The 18442-nt window shown below is 29.1% G+C and carries 12 protein-coding genes; 9 read left to right on the top strand and 3 right to left on the bottom strand.

Annotation, left to right across the window (positions count from 1 at the left end; translation table 11 throughout):
* Nucleotides 1-100: 100 nt before the first annotated feature.
* Nucleotides 101-955: a CvfB family protein gene (locus ACEN92_RS04385; RefSeq protein ID WP_495641154.1), complete on the top strand. Its 855-nt coding sequence runs from the start codon at nucleotides 101-103 to the stop codon at nucleotides 953-955.
* Nucleotides 956-1012: 57 nt separating this feature from the next.
* Here ACEN92_RS04385 and ACEN92_RS04380 read toward each other — a convergent pair whose 3' ends face one another.
* Nucleotides 1013-1882, bottom strand: coding sequence for a lysophospholipid acyltransferase family protein (locus tag ACEN92_RS04380; RefSeq protein ID WP_495641153.1), 870 nt, complete (start codon nucleotides 1880-1882; stop codon nucleotides 1013-1015).
* Between the two features lie 115 nt (nucleotides 1883-1997).
* On the opposite strand from ACEN92_RS04380, the gene ACEN92_RS04375 reads away from it, so the two are divergent.
* A complete protein-coding gene (locus tag ACEN92_RS04375; RefSeq protein WP_495641152.1) occupies nucleotides 1998-2636 on the top strand; it encodes a rhomboid family intramembrane serine protease in 639 nt (212 codons plus the stop codon).
* A 52-nt stretch (nucleotides 2637-2688) separates the two neighbouring features.
* Entirely contained in the window at nucleotides 2689-3378 is a 690-nt protein-coding gene (locus ACEN92_RS04370) for an SIMPL domain-containing protein (protein ID WP_495641151.1), read from the top strand.
* Between the two features lie 352 nt (nucleotides 3379-3730).
* Here ACEN92_RS04370 and ACEN92_RS04365 read toward each other — a convergent pair whose 3' ends face one another.
* Together ACEN92_RS04365 and ACEN92_RS04360 are read right to left on the bottom strand one after the other, a co-directional pair.
* Entirely contained in the window at nucleotides 3731-3961 is a 231-nt protein-coding gene (locus tag ACEN92_RS04365) for an IS3 family transposase (protein ID WP_495642327.1), read from the bottom strand.
* Nucleotides 3962-4776: 815 nt separating this feature from the next.
* Nucleotides 4777-5490 carry a response regulator gene (locus ACEN92_RS04360; RefSeq protein ID WP_495641150.1) on the bottom strand — a complete coding sequence of 238 codons (714 nt, stop codon included), beginning with the start codon at nucleotides 5488-5490 and terminating at the stop codon, nucleotides 4777-4779.
* Nucleotides 5491-5599: 109 nt separating this feature from the next.
* Between ACEN92_RS04360 and ACEN92_RS04355 the strand changes: the two genes are divergently transcribed.
* The 6 genes from ACEN92_RS04355 (at nucleotide 5600) to ACEN92_RS04330 (ending at nucleotide 18319) form a co-directional block, all read left to right on the top strand.
* Nucleotides 5600-5842 carry a hypothetical protein gene (locus ACEN92_RS04355; RefSeq protein WP_495641149.1) on the top strand — a complete coding sequence of 81 codons (243 nt, stop codon included), beginning with the start codon at nucleotides 5600-5602 and terminating at the stop codon, nucleotides 5840-5842.
* A 74-nt stretch (nucleotides 5843-5916) separates the two neighbouring features.
* Nucleotides 5917-7962, top strand: coding sequence for a sensor histidine kinase (locus tag ACEN92_RS04350; RefSeq protein ID WP_495641148.1), 2046 nt, complete (start codon nucleotides 5917-5919; stop codon nucleotides 7960-7962).
* Between the two features lie 669 nt (nucleotides 7963-8631).
* Nucleotides 8632-9678: a TauD/TfdA family dioxygenase gene (locus tag ACEN92_RS04345; protein WP_495641147.1), complete on the top strand. Its 1047-nt coding sequence runs from the start codon at nucleotides 8632-8634 to the stop codon at nucleotides 9676-9678.
* A gap of 230 nt (nucleotides 9679-9908) precedes the next feature.
* A complete protein-coding gene (locus ACEN92_RS04340; RefSeq protein ID WP_495641146.1) occupies nucleotides 9909-16181 on the top strand; it encodes an amino acid adenylation domain-containing protein in 6273 nt (2090 codons plus the stop codon).
* A gap of 15 nt (nucleotides 16182-16196) precedes the next feature.
* On the top strand, nucleotides 16197-16547 hold the full coding sequence (locus tag ACEN92_RS04335; protein WP_495641145.1) for a hypothetical protein: 351 nt from the start codon (nucleotides 16197-16199) through the stop codon (nucleotides 16545-16547).
* Between the two features lie 59 nt (nucleotides 16548-16606).
* Nucleotides 16607-18319 (top strand): carbamoyltransferase N-terminal domain-containing protein, encoded by a 1713-nt coding sequence (locus ACEN92_RS04330; protein ID WP_495641144.1) that lies wholly within the window; start codon nucleotides 16607-16609, stop codon nucleotides 18317-18319.
* Nucleotides 18320-18442: the final 123 nt, after the last annotated feature.

Raw genomic sequence — 18442 nt, 5'->3', positions numbered from 1 at the left:
GACGCTTTTTTATATAAATATTTTTTCGCTTTACCATTTTCAAACTTCGTACATTTGCACTTTAAAACTTAGCTAATTTAGAGCTTAGAACTCCAAGAATATGATTGAAATAGGAAAATACAATACACTTACCATTTTACGTGACACCAAAGTTGGCTTATTTTTAGGAAATCCTGAAAAAGACCCCGAAGGAATTCATGATATATTATTACCAAATAAATACGTTCCTAATGAATTTGAAATCGGCGAAGAACTCGTTGTTTTTGTTTATTTAGACCATGAGCAGCGTCCCGTTGCAACAACACTTGAGCCTTATATTTTGTTAAATGAATTTGCTTTATTGAGAGTGAATTATATCAATCAGATTGGTGCTTTTATGGATTGGGGGATGGAAAAAGATATTCTTGTTCCGTTTAAAGAGCAGGCCCGTCCAATGGAAAAAGGGAAACGTTATTTGGTCTATCTGTATATGGATGAGAAAACGAATCGTTTAGTAGCTTCAAGTAAATTAAATCAATTCTTAAAGAACGATGAGCTTACAGTTGAGAAAGGTGAAGAGGTTGATTTAATCGTTTCGCATATTACCGAATTAGGAATCAATGTTATCATCAATGAACAGCATAAAGGATTGCTATATAAAGATGAAGTCTATGATGATGCGATAAGAACCGGAGACAGAATGCGCGGTTACATAAAAAATATTCGCCCGGATAACAAAATAGATGTTGCTTTGCAGGTACAGGGCTATCAGAGTATTGAGCCTAATGCAGAGAAAATCCTGGATGAATTAAGAGCTAATCGTGGATTTTTACGCCTAAATGATAATTCACATCCTGAGGACATTAAAACTGTATTAAAAATGAGCAAAAAAACTTTTAAAAAAGCAATTGGAGCTCTTTATAAGGATAAATTCATAGAAATTAAAGAAGATGGAATTTATCTTGTAAAAGAATAAATTATCTAAAATTAATTCAATGAAAAGCCCAAAAGAGAGATTACTTTTGGGCTTTTTTTATTTTCTGTGTTTCCATCTTTTGTGCGTCCATAAATAATATTCCGGAGCTTCAAGGATTTGTTTTTCAACTTCTTTCAAATACATTTCAGTAATTTCAAAATTTGGATAATCATTTGGATTCTCGCAAATCGGAACTATTGTTGCTTCATAATATCCTCTTTTTATTTTTTTTACCTTAATAAATAAAACACTTAAATCATATTTTTTGGCGAGCATTTCACCACCGGTATGAACCGGAACTTCAATTCCCATAAATGTTTTGGAATGAAAAATTCTATCCATTTTAGGTGATTGGTCACTGGCTAAGCCATAAAGGCTTAAAACTCCATCTCGCTGATTTTGTGCCATTAACGGAATAGTTTTTTTAGTTTCAACTAATTCCGTCCCGTATTTTGAGCGTATTTTTCGGACTAATTTATCGAAATATGGATTTGCAATTTTTTTATAAACACCAATAGCTCTGAATTTTAGTCTTTTGGTAAGGCTTAAAAGCCATTCCCAACTGGCATAATGAGAAGCTAATAAAACAATACTTTTACCCTTTTCTTCGTAATCTCTCATTACTTCAATATTGGTAACAGTAAATCTTTTATCCATTTCTTCAGGAGAAATATTCATTGTTTTTATCATTTCCAAAAACATGTCGCACATATGCTGATAGAATTTTTTTTCTATGACTTTTCGTTCTGTGTCATTTAAATGCGGTAAAGCAAGAGCAAGATTTTTACGTACTATTTTTTTGCGGTAACTTAAAACATGATACACCAGAAAAAAAACACAGTCTGAAAACCAATAAAATATTCGAAAGGGAAGGATTGAAATAAACCAAAGTATCGGATAAGCTAAAATATAAACGAGAAATTGCATCTAACTTTTTTTCCACAAATATAAAGTAAAAATGAATAGACGCCATATGTTTTGGACAGTTTGAAAGTTGTCTTCAAGATTGACTATATTTACAATTCAAATAAAAATAAAATTTATGAATACCATTTTGATAGGGATTATTGTTGCCAATGTGTTGATTAGTTATAAAGGATTTAACGATCTTGCTTTTTTTAGAAAATACGAATTTCATGTTGGAAGTATTCGTTCCGGCGAGCAGATAAGAATGCTTTCTTCGGGTTTTTTACATGCTGATATAATGCATTTAGCGTTTAATATGCTGACACTTTGGTTTTTTGCACCTACAGTGATTGATTATTTAGGCAGTTTTTCATTCATTTTAGTTTATTTTGGAAGTTTAATTTTTGGAAGTTTACTTACGATGATATTCCATAAAAATGATTACAGTTATCGGGCCGTTGGAGCTTCAGGGGCTGTAACGGGTGTTTTATATTCAGCAATATTATTGCAGCCTGATATGATGTTGGGAATTTTTGGAATCATTCCTATCCCGGCTTATCTTTTCGGAATTTTATATTTATTGTATTCTATTTATGGAATGAAAGCCAAAAACGACAACATTGGACATACGGCGCATTTTGGAGGTGCTGTAGGAGGTTATTTGATTACTTTGATAAAAGAACCGTCTTTAATTATGGACCACAGTTTAATGACGATCTTACTTGCGATTCCAATTTTGATACTTTTTGTGATGGCTAAAATGGATAAATTATAATGTTGGCACAACTTTTGAAATGCCATTATCAAATAATTTAAATATAACAAAAATGAAAAAACTAGTATTATTTATAACAATCATGTTTATGACAATGACTTATGGTCAGGAAATCAAGCAAATTCCTCAAATTAATGTAAATGGGGAAGGAAAAATAAAAGTAACACCTGATCAGGTCAGTATTTCTGCTACCGTTGAAACAAAAGGAAATAATGCTAAGGATGTTAAAAAACAAAATGACGAAAAAATAGATGCAGTTTTAAAATTCATTAAAAAAATGAACATTCCAACAGCTGATTTTAAAACGAAACAGGTTGCTCTAAATCCGCAGTATGATTATGAAAAAAAGAAGACCAGCTACAATGCTATCCAAACTGTAGAAATTGTATTGAAAGATTTATCTAAATACGATGAGTTGATGGAAGGCTTGGTTCAGCAAGGAATTAATCGTATAGACAAGGTTTCTTTTGAATCTTCTAAACTGGCCCAATATCAGTCAGAAGCAAGAAAACTGGCTATTAAGGATGCAAAAGCAAAAGCAGAAGACTATGTTTCGGTTTTAGGACAAAAAATAGGTAAAGCAATTACTATTTCTGATAATTCACAAATTTACCAACCGCAGCCAATGTATGCAGGTATGAGAATGAAAGAATCAGCTGATGCGGGGGCTTCAAACGAAACTTTAGCGATTGGAGAAATAGAAATTACAGCAAATGTAAGCGTTAGTTTTATTTTAGACTAACTCAAAATAAATTACATAATTAAAAATTCCAAATCCCAATCTTAAAAAATTGAGATTTGGAATTTTTAATTATATAGCATAAAAAAAGTCCTAATTTTCATTAGGACTTTTTTGTGGGGAGAGCAGGATTCGAACCTTAAGTCGGAAACCCTTGCCTATACTGCATTTGTCATTTTTTTTTAACCACTGTGCCACGATTTTGCCACGAAATTTAATATGTCAATTATTAACAATTTAAAAAGGATAACTTATTTAAATGAGAGCTATAATTCATGTTTTCAAAATCAAAAATAAGTAATTTTAATGATAAATCGAAAGACTTTAATACTTTGATTTAACCAATGTTTAATACTCATGGTTTTTTAATTGATGCGAAAAGACCTAATTCCTTCATATATCTGGCTGTAGTTGAGATTGATAAAATATAACCGCGCTTTCGAAGTTCAACAGTTATTCTCTTAGAGCCATATCGCTTTTTTTTAGTGATAAATAATGTTGTTATCACCTGAAGGAGTTCTAGTTTTCTTTTTTTTCTTTCAGAGACGTAATGATTTTTCCATCTGCTGTATGAGCGCTGTGCAATGCCTAGAACTTTGCAGATACATTTTGCAGAGCAGTTTTTTTCAAAGTTCTGAATACTGCCTTTTCCACAGAAGCATCCTGCACCAAATTTTTCATAGGTATATCGCCAATAATGGAGAAACCTTGATGGTATTTTTAGTTCCCTGTCGAGCTCTGAAATATTGTTTCTTTGATAACCTTATCAGGACTGCGCTTTCTTTAAAAGCTGAGTCGAAAAAACGAGACTTTAATTTTATATTTGTTTTAGATTGCCCGGTACTTGTTGTACTTTGCAACTTAACTTTGTATTTTCCTTTACCTTGGAAACAATCACCTTGATATTTGTAATATTCCCGCTGCCATTTATGTAGCAAACCCTGCGTTATATTGAGTTCTCTTTCAAGCTGTGTGATATTTTTTCTCTGATAACTTAGGCCTGAGTAACTGATAATGGCAGTTTTTTAATAAGATTTAATGCAAGATAGGTTTGTTTTAAATTGTAGAGAAAAGTCCTTCATAGGAGAGTATGGCTTTCCATTGGTTGGCAATAACTTGGTCAAAGATGTTTTTAATTAAGGCTTATTTCATTTGAATAATAAAAAACAACATTTAAGATTTTTTTTCCGCTTTATCATCAATGTAAAATTTTTCAATTGTCAAAAAAAACAAGCATTCACTTCTTTTTCTTAAAACCGTCTTAGTTTTTTTGTGGCATAGGCAACTCCCGTATCATGATTTTGACATGAAACTCAAAGCAACAATATTTCAAGTTGGATTTTTTTGTAATAGATTAACTTTTTTAAAATAAATGATTTGTTTGTATTTTTAAGAATGCTTTTAACTTTTTGAACCAAAAAAGGATTCAACTCCAATTGCTTGTAACAATCCTAATTTTTTAGCTTTTTCAATTAGATCTTTATCACTCCCTTTTCCTTTTAAAAGTTGATCTTTTATGTTTGCTTTTCTTTTTTCTATTGAACTCATTGAAAGAGGAATGTAGTTAGGAAGGTTAACAGTTTTAACTCCTTGGTTAATTAAGGTTAAAATTTGATTATCATGTTTATCCCAATTTATATTTTTTTTAAATAATCTTCTTTGAGATTCTATGATGGTATTACTATGATATATATCTCCGTCAAGAATTTTCTTGCAAATTATTGGGAACAATTCAAAGTTAATATCACTTTTTGAAATGAACCCTTCGGGTTTTATTTCTTTAATGATTTTATCTACAGTTAAGGGATCACTATGCATAGTAAGTAGTACTATTTTGCAATTTGGAAATTTTTCTCTAATAACTATAGCTAAATCAATACCACTATTAATATTAAACTCTTTAAAAGGAGGCAGGCTAATATCTAATAAGGCAAAATCTATATTTATGTTTTCTATTCGTTGCAGTTTTATTTTATTATATGCATCCTCACAATTATAGCTCTTTATAAAACTTGGTTGTTTTTTTTGAAAATCCGTGTCAGATAGCAGATTAATATAGCTATCAACTGTCATGGGGTGATCATCAACGATCAAAATCTTAAGGCTAATCTTCATTTTTTTTTAATAGGGATGTCAAAGATAATTAAATATTACGGATTTACCGTACAATTTAAGCAAATCTAATATGTTTTTTTGCCCGAAATCAACTTAAATACAAATTTTTATGAGAAACAAATTATACATTGCAGGACTTATAGTCCTTTCTTCATTAACTTATTCATGCTCTAATGATGAAAGTTTTGAAGCTCCTGAAGCTAAAAGCAATAATTTAAAAATCGTTCCGCATACTTACTTGAAAAATAAGTTAAATGAAAAAAAAATTGATTCAACGACTGTAAATTTAAAAGTTGAAATAATTAATGTAGATGGAGATCCAAGTAATCCGCTACCCCCAAGACTTAATTAAGTTGTAATTATTTGAAGATAGACTATGTGATTTATATATGAATTACATAGTCTTCTTGTTTCATAATAGTATATTTGAAATTTAAAATAATAATTACAATTTTGAGAACTCGAGCTACTATAATTTTTCTATTTCTGCTACTATTATTTTCATGCAAAAGAAAAGAATCTGTTGATTTTGAAAAAAATACAGCTATTTTTTTAGATAAAAATCTGATAGATAAATTAGATAAAAATAAAAAAGAAAAATATCTGGATTCAATAGTAGATTTATTAAAATTAAAAAAAAATGATTCAATTGTAAGGAATTTATATTTAAAAACTGCAACAGAGTATTATTATATTAATAATTTTAAAAAATCTTTATCTGCTAGTTTAAATGCATTACGACTATCAAAACAGTCAAACGATAGCGTTAGAATGGCAAAAGCATCTTATTATGTTGGTGATTGTTATCTTAACAAAAAAAAAGACAGTGCCTACTTTTATTATTTACTTGCAGAAAAACTGTACTACAATATAAATGATTATGATAATGTTGGTCGAATGTTATTTAGTAAAGCCTATGTTTTATTTTATAATGGAAATTATGTAGAATGTGAAGTTCAAATTGCCAAAGCATTCCCATATTTAAAAAGATCTACAAATCATCGCTTGATATTTTCTTGTAACACTTTGATGGGTAATTGTTTAGAAAAACTGGTTGATTATAACGAGGCATTACGTTATCACAAATTAGCTTTAAGTGAACTAGAAAAAATGAAAATTAAAGATAACGATAATATGGAGATAGACAATTGTTACGTGTCTTCTATGATTAACATCTGTAATTTATATGATTTAAAACGTGAATTTCCGAAGTCTATTAAAATATTAAAGAGTCTGCTGTCAGAAGATTTAAAAAAGAGTAATCCAAGATTATACGCTAATGTTTTAAGCAATTTGGCATATTCCAAAATGAAAAACGGGAATTATGAGAATATTGGGTCGATGTTTTTTGAATCCTTAAAAATTGTTGATAGTATTGGAACAGAATCAGATATTTTGTATAAAAAGATACATATTGGGGAGTATTTTTTAACTCAGAAAGATACTACAAAAGCAATTCGGATTTTAAAAGAAGCCAATCAATTAGCTGTTGAAATTAAGAATGGTAATGAAATTTTAACATCATTAAAGTTTCTCTCTAAATTAGATAAAAAACAGAGATTGTTTTATGCAAATGAATATATAAAATTAAGCGATAGTATCAATACGGTTCAAAAAAATGCTCATAATAAGTATGCCAGAATTGAATATGAAACCTCAAGAATCGAGGATGAAAATAAAATTTTGACAAACAACAACTTTTATATTTTAATTATTTCATTTGGGTTGATTTTATTATTGATAATAATTATTGTTTTAAGATATTTAAAATATAAAAATAAAGAGTTAGAGTTTTTAAAAAAACAGCAAAAAGCTAATGAAGAAATACATCTGCTGCTGACTGAGCAAAATGAAAAAATAAAAGATGCAAAAGAGGATGAAAAAGCTAAAATAGCAAAAGAATTGCATGATGGCATAATGAATAAAATTTATGGTGTTCGAATGAATTTAGGTTTCTTTAATTCTAAAAGTGACAAGGAAATAATTGAAAAAAGGAAAGAATATATTTTTGAATTACAAAATATTGAAAATGAGATTAGAACTATTTCACATGATTTGAGTCGAAGTTCTTTTTTGGAAGATAGCGATTTTAATGTTTTGCTATTAAATTTAATTGGAAATCAAAAAGAGATAAGCAATACCCAGTTTGAGTACCTAAATGATGGAATGTTTGATTGGTCAAGCATTCAAAATATATATAAAATAAATTTATATCGTATAATTCAGGAAGCTATTTTGAATGTTAACAAATATGCAAATGCTAAAAACTGTGAAATAAGTGTTCAAAAGTTTAATGATACTTCCTTAATAATCTTTATTGTTGATGACGGACAGGGTTTTGATGTTAAAAGTAAAAGAAAAGGTATAGGTTTAACCAATATAAAAGAGCGTGTGAATTCTCTTAAAGGAGAATTTCATATAGAATCTAAAATTGGGATAGGAACCAGAATTAAAGTTATACTTCATTTTTAAATCGGGATCTTAATAATTTAAGATTTTCTTTTAGGTTATTCCTTCCTTCTTTTTTCTTTCCTCTTTCCTTTTTCTTCTTCTCCTTCTTTCTTTCCTCTTTCCTCTTTCTTCTTTTAAAGAAAGATATTACTATTAATTACGATTTTAAATGGTTTTATCTTCAGGATTCTAATTCCGTAATTTTTACACTTAAAACCCGTAATTTTTAGCTACATGATACTGCTATTTTCGTGAAGGAAAAACCAACAAATGTAGAGTTGTAAAATAGGACTATCAGTTATGTCAATTTTATAATTTAAGATTAATTTTTACGAACTAGAACTCAGAATATATAGAAAAACATACACAATTATTGCATTTGCAGGTGGAAACATTTGCTCTTTCACTTTCTTAAAAAAATAATCGCTTTTCCGAATTTATCTTTTTAGAATTATCTAGAAGTGTTTGTGGTATCAGGATTTTTTTAAGAAACTATAGACGATAGAGAAAGGTTTTTTTTATTTGAATTATTGTATTTGGTTGGTTTTTATGTAATTGATTTAGTGTTTTTAGAGAAGTGGATATTAGCAATAATAGTGCTTTTATTAAATCTTCTGAGTTTTACTAAAAATAAGAATAAAATTTTCTTTTTCAAATAAAAAAAATAGGAAAGCGTAAATGAAATTTACTATGAGAAATAATTTTCAAGATATATTAAAATCAGAATCCGAAAAAACAAACTCGATGAAGGATGTGCCTGAAGATGTAAATTTAGATATTATAGGGAATGATTATACAAAAATTAGATTAATCACTTCAAAAAATCAACAATTGGGTTTGAAAGAATGGATTCAAACTAATATAAACTTTGTAAATGCACTTTTTGAGAAAGACAGGATTTTGCTATTTAAAGGTTTTTCTGCTTTAACCCAAAAAATAGATTTTTCGGAAATTGTTACTATTACATCACAAGGAAAACCATTAAATTACACGGAGCCTTCTACACCAAGAACAAAAGTGACGGATGAAATATATACTTCTACAGAATATCCAAAGGAACAAAAAATAGCCCAGCATAATGAGCATTCTTATTCTGATTTTTGGCCTAAAAAAGTATTCTTCTATTGTGAAAAGCCTTCCGTATTAGGTGGGCACACACCCATAGCGGATAGCCGTTCGGTTTATAAACTAATTCCTGATGAAATTACAAAAAAATTTGAGTCAAAGGGTGGTGTAATGTATGTGAGAAATTTTAGCGATGAAATGGATATTAATTGGGAAGTTTTTTTTGATACATCTGTAAAGAGTGAAGTAGAGCAATATTGTGAAAAAAAGAATATAAAATTACAATGGGGGGAAGGCAATAAACTGAGGATTTTTCAAATTTCTCAGGCTATACTTAATGATAGAGATGGCAATGATAAAAATTGGTTTAATCAGGCCCATTTATTTCACTATTCTAATTTAAACGAGGAAATCTCACAATATTTAATTGAAACTTACGGTCTGGAGAATTTACCTAGAAATACATATTACGCAGATGGTTCTGAAATTGAACTAAAGGATTTAAATGAGATCCGAGAAGCTTATGAAAAAGCAATGTTTCGATTTGACTGGGAAGAAGGAAATTTTATTATGATTGATAATGTTCATTTTACACATGGGCGTGATCCTTATCAGGGCGAGAGAAGCATACTGGTTTCAATGTCCGAAGAAGATTCTATTGATAATTATTGAAAAAAATCAAATGAATGATATAACAAATACCACCAAAAATAATTAATAGTACCATGTCTTTAGAAAAAAATAGTTATTACAGTTTATCCCCTCAACAAAATTTTATTCATTTTAATAGCTTAAAGAGCAATAACCTACTAAACAGAATTGTACTTGAGATTAAAAATAGTAGTATAGATAATTTTATTTTAAGTCTAACTTCTATCGTGAAGGATGAAATAATGCTTAAAATGGATGTATCTATCTTAAAAGAGGAAAATACAGCCTGTATAAGACTTGGCGAAAAAAACAGGTTCCTGATAAGACAAGAAACGGATGAATCTGTAAAGAATAAAGAAAATCAAAAAGATTTGCCTTGTGAAGAAGTAAATCTGAAAGTAACGATATTAAAGATAGATGAAAATATATCAGAACTTATTTTAGAATCTCCAGCTTTTTATTCGGACTTGTGGAGTTTATTGTCAATAGCCGATAAGTCGATGCATTATGCTAATGGTAATACTGAAGAAGAATTATCTATTAATTATTTACAATTCGCGGAGTGGAAAAATCAATTGTTATTGTCTGATGATGGAGCAGAAAGTAAAAACTACTGGAATGCTAAGATTAAAAACAGTAAAAGGTTAAAAGTTAATTTTGAAACTGTTGCTAAAAATACTAATGTTTCACAAGTTTCTAAGATTATTAATAAAGAATTAATCTTGAAATTAGATGCCAATCATTTAGACAAAGAGTTATGTTTTTTATCGGCATGGTATTATACATTATCGCGTTTGTCAAATGAAAAAGACGAACCTGGTACTTTAGGATATATTCATAATGGTAGAAGTTTCGAACAATTATATGGTAATTTAGGAGCATTTTCACTTAATATTCCTTTTAGGCTGCTTCCGACTGAAAATAGTCTGTCAATTTCTGAATACCTTAAGAATGTTGAAAAGGAATTAAATACTATAAATACACACAAAGAATACCTGTCAATTGATAAGGAATACTATGAATATACTTCTGATTTTTTAACGTATCAATTTGAATATATTGATTATAAGCTGTTTTGTAAATCTGGTGAACTTAAATTAAACGAAGTATCGATTTATGACCAGCCTTTAAAACTCAGGATTCAGATACATAATTCTGACGATAATATTAAAATTGTCTTGTTTTTTGACGAAAATGTATTTCAGTTGGAAGAGGTAAAATACATATTAGATTTATGGGAAAGCTATTGTATTCAAATTACAGATAATCTTGACCAAGGGCAAATAAATGATATTATTTACCATCAGTATGGAGAAATACCAAAAAATATAATTGATACAAAAGAATCTATATTAGATTTATTTGACTATCAGGTAAAAAATCATGCAGATAAATGTGCAATAACAGCGGATTATAATTCTTTGACTTATAAGGAATTAGACATAAATTCTACATTGTTGGCTGTTTATTTATCGGAAAAGGGAGTTGAAAATAATTCTAAAATTGGTGTTTTATGTGATCCGAATCATAATCTAATGATTTCAATGCTTTCCATTTTAAAACTCGGATCAGCATTTATACCAATTGACCCAAATGACAACAGTAACAGGATAAATCATATTGTTTCAGACTCAGGGATAAAACATATATTAAGTATAGAGAAATTTAGCTATCTGTTTGAAAATATTGAAAACAGTGTTCCCATTTTTTTAGATACAATTGACTCTAATGAATTAGGGAAGTATGATTGCCATCTTCCAAATAGGTCTTCGGAAGACATAGGTTACATCATATACACATCCGGAACTACCGGAAAATCTAAGGGAGTTTGTATTAAAGACAGCTCATTGGTAAATTATGTGAAGTGGTTAGGTACTGATTTTGGAATTAACGAAACAGACGCTTCAGTACTACTATCGTCGTATGCTTTTGATCTTGGATACACTACTATATGGGGTACGATATTGACTGGTGGTACACTGCATTTTGTTGACAGAGAGTTAATTTATCAAACGGATTCGATTATAAATTATATTACAGATAATGGAATTACGTATATTAAAACGACACCTTCCTATTTTAACGTTTTAAGTAACTCATTTAATGTTTCAAAAGTAGGAGATTCGAAGCTTAAATTAGTTCTTTTAGGTGGAGAAAAAATAAATACAAAGGACATTATTTCATTTACTTATAATAATTCCGGAATTCAGTTTATCAATCATTATGGACCAACTGAAACAACTATTGGTTGTATAGCCCATAAAATAGACTCAACAAAAATTGAGCAATATAAGGCCAGGCCGGTAATAGGTAAACCTATTTCAAACAATTTTGGGCTAATTTTAGATAAAAAAGGCAGAGAAGTCGAGTTTGGTGTAATTGGAGAGATACATATCGGAGGATCTGGATTAGCGCATGGTTATCTTAATCAGGTAGATTTGACTCATACAAAATTCATTGAACATCATATATATGGTAGAATTTATGCAACGGGAGATTTAGGAATTAAATTTTTAAGCGGAGATATATTATTTTTAGGAAGAAATGATAATCAGGTAAAAATCAGGGGATATAGAGTTGAGCTAGATGAGGTCAAAAATGTATTGGAAAATATTCCTGATATTGACCAGGCAGTAGTTGTAACAAGTCAAGAAAATAATGATGTAGAGATTATAGCTTATGTAATATCAAAAGATTCCATAGATGAAATCGTTATAAAAAAATATCTGATAAATCACTTACCAGAGTATATGATTCCTTCAACGATTATTCAGTTGAACAAAATTCCTATTACGGCTAATAATAAAATTGACTATAAAAATTTACCATTAAAAGCAACTGTCAAAGATGATAAACAGTATGTGAGCAATTCTACAGAAGAGAAAATAATCTCTTTTTGGAAGGAAATACTGCAAGTAGAAGAGATAAATTTGCATGATAATTTTTTTGCTTTAGGAGGTCACAGCCTAAAAGGGATTCAATTTTTAAACAGGGTTCATAAAGAATTTAATATACGATTAAGTTTAAAGGAAATATATGAATTTCCAACTCCTAAGGAATTTTCTTCATTATTGAATGTAGAAAATGAAACTGTTTTTCATGAGATAGAAACTATTTCAATTCAGGAAAATTATAGCGTTTCCAACGCTCAAAAAAGATTTTGGCTGGCATCACAAAGAAAAGCAACCAGAAATCTATATAATGTGCCATTGAGATTTAAAATAGATGGAAATATTGATGTAGATGTACTTGCGAAGTCTTTCTTAAAAATGATTGAACGCCACGAAACACTCAGAACCTTGTTTAAATTCAAAAGTGGCGAATTAAGGCAGTATGTCTTACCTATTGAAGAATTAAATTTTTCAATTGAGGTATTAAAGAATGTTGGAAATATTGATAGTGCAATTCTGGAAGAAAATTCAAAATCTTTTAATTTAGAAAATGAAATCGCCATAAGAGCGAAACTCATTGAAATCAATGCCGAAGAATATATATTATTATTAACTCTACATCATATAATCAGTGATGGGTGGTCGAGAACAATTATTAATCGTGAAATACCTGTTTTTTACAATTCCATTCTAAAAAACGAAAAAGACAATCTTCCTTTATTGAAAGTACAATATAAAGATTTTGTGTATTGGCATGAAAAAAACTGTAAAAAACAAGAGGAATTCTGGCAAAATTTCTTTATTTCAGAAACAGAGCCTCTTAATTTTCCATTAGATTTTTCAAGACCCAAAAGGATGACTTATGCAGGTAATAGCATTCAGGCAATCATAAATGGAGAGAAATTTAACAATCTGAAGAAAAAATTAGAGTTGAACAATATCAATGTAAACGATTATTTTATTGGTATTTATGGTTTATTAATTCATTTGTATGCCAAACAGGATGAGTTTATTATCGGAACAATTGTATCAGGAAGAAACCATGTTGATTTAGAGCAAATTATAGGTGTGTTTATTAACTATCTGCCATTAAAAATTAATGTTAATAATAATTATACTGTAAAAGAATATTTAGAGGAATTGCATAAGGATATTTTACAAGTTTATGAAAATCAGGACTATCCTTTCGATTTAATGATTGAAAAATTTAATAAACAGACCGATTATTCCAGAAACTCGATTTTTGATACCATGATTGTATTTCATAATGAAGAAGATCAGGACTCAAAAGTAATGTTATCAGATGATACAGAAATTACAAGGTATATTGATACAACAGAGAGAGATTCGTCTAAATTAGATTTTAAATTGGACGTAACTATTGGAAAAGATGAAATTATCATCGTTTTAGAATATAATTCTAATCTTTTCAGAAATGATTCGATGGAAAACATGCTGAATGATTTTGAATCTATGACTTTAAATTCTGTAACTGATTTAAAAAATCCAATTAAAAATTTAGAAAAATCCAAACCTAAAAATTCTCAAAAGTCAATACAAATATTTTCATCTTTTGTTAGTAACCCGCTAAGCGAGCATTTAGATTTTTGGTTTAAGGAGTTTAGTATAAACGATACTATTTCTTTTTTTGATTACAATCAGGTTTTACAAGGGCTGGATGAAATTCATCGCTCTTCAGTGCATAATGATTTAATTGTTGTATTTAATCGTTTTGAGGATTACATTGATCAAAATAATACCAATTCTTTACCCTTGGTATATAGTAAATTAGAAGAATCATTGGTAAGAGTTTCTAAAGATCAAAAGGTATTGCTATTTATTCTTCCTGTTGCTCATGATCAATATAACGAAGATACAAATGAACAATTAATTAGCTATTACAATAAATTGACGCACTTTTCTAAAGGGAAAGATAATGTTACGTTGATTAATTTATTGAATTTTTCTGAAATTTTTCCGTGGGTCCCTATTTTTGATAATTACAGAAATAAAAATGCAAATATTCCTTATAAAGAAGAATTCTATTATTCAATAGCGTCTTATATCACTCGCGCAATCCTAAATAAATCGACAATCCTGTCAAAAGTTATTGCTTTAGACTGTGATAATACTTTATGGGCAGGAGTTTGTGGAGAAGATACTATAGAAGACATAAAAATAACAGCAGGGCATAAATATTTGCAGGAGTTTATCTTAAAAAAGCATGAAGAAGGATTTTTGATAGTGCTTTTGAGTAAAAATAATGAGGAGGACGTTTGGAATATCTTTCAAAATCATCCTGATATGCTTCTAAAAGAAAATCATATTATTTCTTCCAGAATTAACTGGAATGAAAAGGATCTTAATATAAAGGAAATCGCAACTGAGTTGAATCTATCTTTAAATAATTTCATTTTTATTGATGATAATGTGATGGAGTGCCATACTATGATTGTAGGAAACCCTGAAGTATTGACATTGCAGCTTCCTGAAAATGAATCGCATATTGCTGGTTTTTTTAACAGTATTATTTCTTTGGACAAGTTTGATATCACATATGAGGACAAACTTAGAAACGAAATGTACCTTTCAGAAAAGGAAAGAAACAAATATGCAGAAAAAAGCAAGGATCAAAACATTGATTTTTTATCCAAATTAAATCTACAGCTATATTTTAATGAAATTGATGAGAGTAGTCTGAAAAGGATGGTTCAGCTTTCTAAACGAACCAATCAGTTCAACATGAACGGAGTAATTCTAGAGGATTCCGATTTGCGTAATATGATGGCTCGAGGATATAAAGGATATTCTATTACTTTAAAAGATTTATTTGGTGATTATGGTATCGTTGGCTGTCTTATCTTAAAAGAAGACCAGGGAGATTTAACAATTACAAATTTCTTCTTAAGCTGTAGAGTTTTAGGTAAAGGTGTTGAATATGAAATCTTATCAATAATAAAGGATTTGTATTTTGAGAAATCTAAAAATTTAAAATTCGTATTTAAAGAAACTGGTAAAAATTCGGCATTCAAAAAGTTTTTGGACACACTAAATCTTCCAGAAAATACCAATTTTGATTTGGAATTAGAACATTGGGAAAGAAAAAATACAACTATAAATGTATCTATAAATAAACCTTACGAAAGTCCAAATGCCTTGCTAAGTAATCATTTGAAGGTTGAAGATTATAATATTAAAAAATCTGAAACTCTAACTTCTGATAGTGTTGGATGGATTTGGGATGATAATGTAATAAGAAACAAGAATTCTGATCAGCATTCTAATATTTATAAAACATTAAGATTATTAGATTATACAAAATTCAATAAAGCAACTCTTATTACAGTAGGATCTACAAACTCTATTGAGACTATCTTATTGAACATTTTTTCAGAAGTCTTAAATACAAATGAGATAGGTCTTGATGATGATTTCTTTGATCTGGGCGGTAACTCTTTAAAGGCAACCCATGTACTTTCAAGAATGTATTACAATCATAAAATAGAAGTTAATTTGAACGATTTTTTTGATAACAGTACTGTAGAAAGTTTGTCAGGTTTTATAATAAAAAATGGACTTGAAGTAATGAATACAGAGAATCAATCAAATGAAATTCAGGAAATGATTTTATAGATAATAAAAGATATTATGCCAAAATTTAATAATAAAATTACTGATTTATTACTTTCTTTAAATGAAAGAGGGAGCAATGTATCTTTAGATGCCTCAAAGAATAATTTGAAGTTAAAAGGTAAGATCGAAAACCTGACTGCAACAGACAAAGAGCTCATCTTAAGTATTAAAGAAGAACTTATTCCAATATTATTAAAGAATGAAATTGAATTAATTGATGAAGATATTTTTTCGATCCAGAAAGCAACCAAAGAAAAGTTTTATCCATTAACTTCTTCTCAGAACAGATTATGGTTGTTGAGCCAGTTAGAAAATGGATCCCAAGCTTATAATGTTCCTTATGCTTTAAAGATTACGGGCGAATAAAGATTAATACACATCTGTATTATATTTAAAATAAATAAAAAGATAAATTAAAAAAAACAATGAAAATACTAGGAATAAAATCAAGTCATGACGGAGCAATTGCATTAATTGATAATGGAAAATTAATTTTTTCATATGAAATGGAAAAATTAAACAACAATTTTAGGTTAGCCGATTTTAATCTAACTTTTGAAGAGGTTGAATCTATATTAAATAAATATAACTACAGTTTTGCAACTTTAGACAAGATCGCTATCGATGGATGGAGAAATGATAAACAAGAAGTATTAAAGTCAGAGCAAGAAGATGAGGTGACACTTTTAAAAGATCTTGAATTGTCAAAAGATTTCTTTATTGATTTAAAATTATCCAAATATGGTGTTTTATTGTCAGAAACTGATAATGTTTTGCAATCTCATGATGCCAAAATTGATGCCTTAAATTTATCTTATTCTAGTTATATGCATGTTTCAGGGCATATTTTTGGTGCTTACTGTTCAAGTCCATATGCAAAAAACAATGAAAACTCATATATATTATCATGGGATGGTGGAATGGTTCCTCAACTATTTTATTATGAGGCAAAGGAAAAAAAGGTAGTAAACTATGGACCTGTTTTTTTAATGTTTGGCGGTGTTTATCCAGAATTTGCTTATGAATTTAGTCCATTTAGCGAAAACAAAAAAGATTACTCTATTTCAGGGAAATTGATGGCATATATCGCGCTGGGAAATAAAAACGAAGAATTATTACAGCATTTTTTCAGAATCTATAATGAATTAGAGGCAGACATAAATGGTGTAATAAATATTAAAAATGTCAATTGGATTACACAACAATTCATTAGTCAATCTAAACAATTATGTGATTCAATGGGATTAAGTAATGAAGATGTATTGTGCACTTTTCATATTTTTCTTGAAAATCTTTTAATCGAAAGATTAAAAATTATAGTAGGTAATCTTCCTTATTCAAGATCAAATTTTTGTTTTGTAGGAGGATGCGCTTTAAGTATAAAATGGAACAGTAAATTACGTAATGCTGAGATTTTTGACACAATGTGGGTACCGCCTTTTCCTAACGATTCTGGAAGTGCAATAGGGGTTGCGTGTTGTGCTATGGTCGATAAAAGTGATACAACTATTCTGGACTGGAATGTTTATAGTGGTCCCGCAATTATTGAAAATATTGAGGAAAGTGATACGTATTTAACCAAGCCATTTTCGATTAAAGAACTTGCTGCACTTTTACATGAAAAAGACGAACCTGTTGTAGTTCTTAATGGTCGTGCAGAGTTAGGTCCAAGATCATTAGGGAATAGAAGTATTATTTCGCCTGCTACAAACATTAAAATGAAAAGTTTGCTTAATAAAGTAAAAGGACGAGAATTTTACAGACCTGTAGCTCCAATTTGTTTGGAAAATGATGCACCAGAAGTATTCTTTCCTGGAAATCCAGATCCATTTATGCTTTTTGAACACACAGTAAAAGAAGAATGGGATAGTAAAGTTCCAGCCATTGTTCATCTGGACGGAAGTGCCAGATTACAAACGGTGAATGAAAATGAAAATAATGTGATTTACGAATTATTGTCGCACTATAAGGATATAAGCGGAATTCCATTACTGTGCAATACCAGTGCAAACTTTAGAGGTAAAGGATTTTTTCCTGATTTAAAGAGTGTAATGGAATGGGAAAGTGTCAATTATTTTTGGTGTAATCACAAACTTTACGAGAGAAAAGAAAAAATTGATTTATATGAAACTTTATAAAACATTTTAAAGATCTGTTTAACGGAAAGAAAATAAAATAATGCTAAGTATTTGTAAGTGTTTTTCAAGTCACTTATGGTTAGTTTATTATGTTACTAAACCATTGCGATTAACACAAATTAA

The sequence above is a fragment of the Flavobacterium sp. Flavsp81 genome, from assembly GCF_059491325.1.
The sequence above is the reverse complement of the archived record's forward strand: the minus strand, read 5'-3'. Positions and strand labels throughout refer to the sequence as shown.